The following is a 1,344-nucleotide window of genomic DNA, read 5'->3' as shown; positions in this document are numbered from 1 at the left end:
CCCCCACCCCCATCCCCTCCGATCTGCTGCGGTGATACACACATGACCTCTGCGACAGGCCCTGCGGTCGATGTCGTTCTGCCCTGTCTCGACGAAGCCGAGGCGCTGCCCTGGGTGTTGGCCCGGGTCCCCGAAGGGTGGCGGGCGCTCGTCGTGGACAACGGCTCCTCCGACGGTTCGGCCGAGGTCGCCGCGCGACTCGGAGCGACGGTCGTGCACGAACCCCGGCGCGGGTTCGGCGCCGCCTGCCACGCCGGACTGTGCGCGTCCGACGCCGAGTTCGTCTGTTTCTGCGACTGCGACGCGTCCCTCGATCCCGGTCTCCTGACCGCCTTCGTGGACCGCATCGCGGACGGTGGGGCCGATCTGGTCCTGGGGCGGCGCCGTCCGACCACGGCCGGGGCCTGGCCGCTGCACGCCAGGGCCGGCAATGCGGCGCTGGCCCGGATGATCCGCAGGAGGACGGGCACTGCCCTGCGCGACCTGGGGCCGATGCGTGCCGCGCGCCGCACCGGCCTGCTGGAGCTCGGGCTGACGGACCGGCGCAGCGGCTATCCGCTCCAGATGGTGGTCAGGGCGGCGGACGCGGGCTGGCGGATCGAGGAGCGCGAAGTGCCGTATCTCCCCCGCGCCGGGAAGTCCAAGGTGACCGGCACGTGGCGCGGCACCTGGCACGCGGTACGTGACATGCGCGGCGTCCTCGCGGAGCCTGCCCTGCCGCGAACGGTCGCGCCCGAGGGGGTCGTCACCCGATGACCTCGTTGCTGGTGATCGCCAAGGAGCCGGTTCCCGGCCGGGTCAAGACGCGGCTCACACCGCCCTTCACACCACGGGAGGCCGCGGCGCTCGCCGAGGCGTCGCTCGCCGACACGCTGGCGGCCGTGGCCGCCGCGCCCGCGACGCGCCGGGTGCTCGTACTGGAGGGGTGTCGGGGCCCCTGGCTGCCCCCTGGATTCGATGTGGTGCCCCAGTGCGCGGGCGGACTTGACGAGCGGATCGCGGCGGCGTTCGAGGCATGCGCAGGTCCCGCTCTGCTGATCGGCATGGACACGCCGCAGGTCAGTGCCGGACTCCTCGCCCCCGCCCTCGGCCCGGACGCCTGGCAGGACTGCGACGCGTGGTTCGGGCCCGCTCTCGACGGCGGGTTCTGGGCGCTGGGCCTGGCGAGCCCGGAGCCGTCGCTGGTGCGGGGCGTGCCGATGTCGGTGGCGTGGACCGGGGCGGCCCAGCGGGCCAGGCTCACGGACGCCGGGCTGAGGGTGCGGGACCTGCCCGCGCGGGGGAGCACCCCACCCAGCGCGCCCGCGGCCGCCCCGGGCGGCGCCGGCGCGCCGGGGGGGGGGG

The 1,344-nt window shown here is 75.6% G+C and carries 1 protein-coding gene and 1 pseudogene; both read left to right on the top strand.

All coding sequences use genetic code 11. From position 1 onward, the window contains the following. The first annotated feature begins 42 nt into the window (after positions 1 to 42). Positions 43 to 756, top strand: a complete 714-nt coding sequence (locus tag LCE31_RS38925) for a glycosyltransferase family 2 protein (RefSeq protein ID WP_225022958.1) — start codon at positions 43 to 45, stop codon at positions 754 to 756. Next, positions 753 to 1,340, top strand: a pseudogene (locus LCE31_RS38920) (TIGR04282 family arsenosugar biosynthesis glycosyltransferase); the annotation flags it as partial. The gene LCE31_RS38925 and the pseudogene LCE31_RS38920, both read left to right, overlap by 4 nt. Between the last annotated feature and the right edge of the window lie 4 nt (positions 1,341 to 1,344).

Origin of the sequence: Streptomyces sp. 8L (assembly GCF_020176795.1) — a bacterium.
Taxonomy (GTDB): domain Bacteria; phylum Actinomycetota; class Actinomycetes; order Streptomycetales; family Streptomycetaceae; genus Streptomyces.
This window is presented reverse-complemented; position numbering and strand designations above follow the sequence as displayed.

What these genes read in the sequence shown, in the direction of transcription:
- LCE31_RS38925 (WP_225022958.1), top strand. Translation starts at nt 43, where the DNA reads ATGACCTCTGCGACAGGCCCTGCGGTCGATGTCGTTCTGCCCTGTCTC.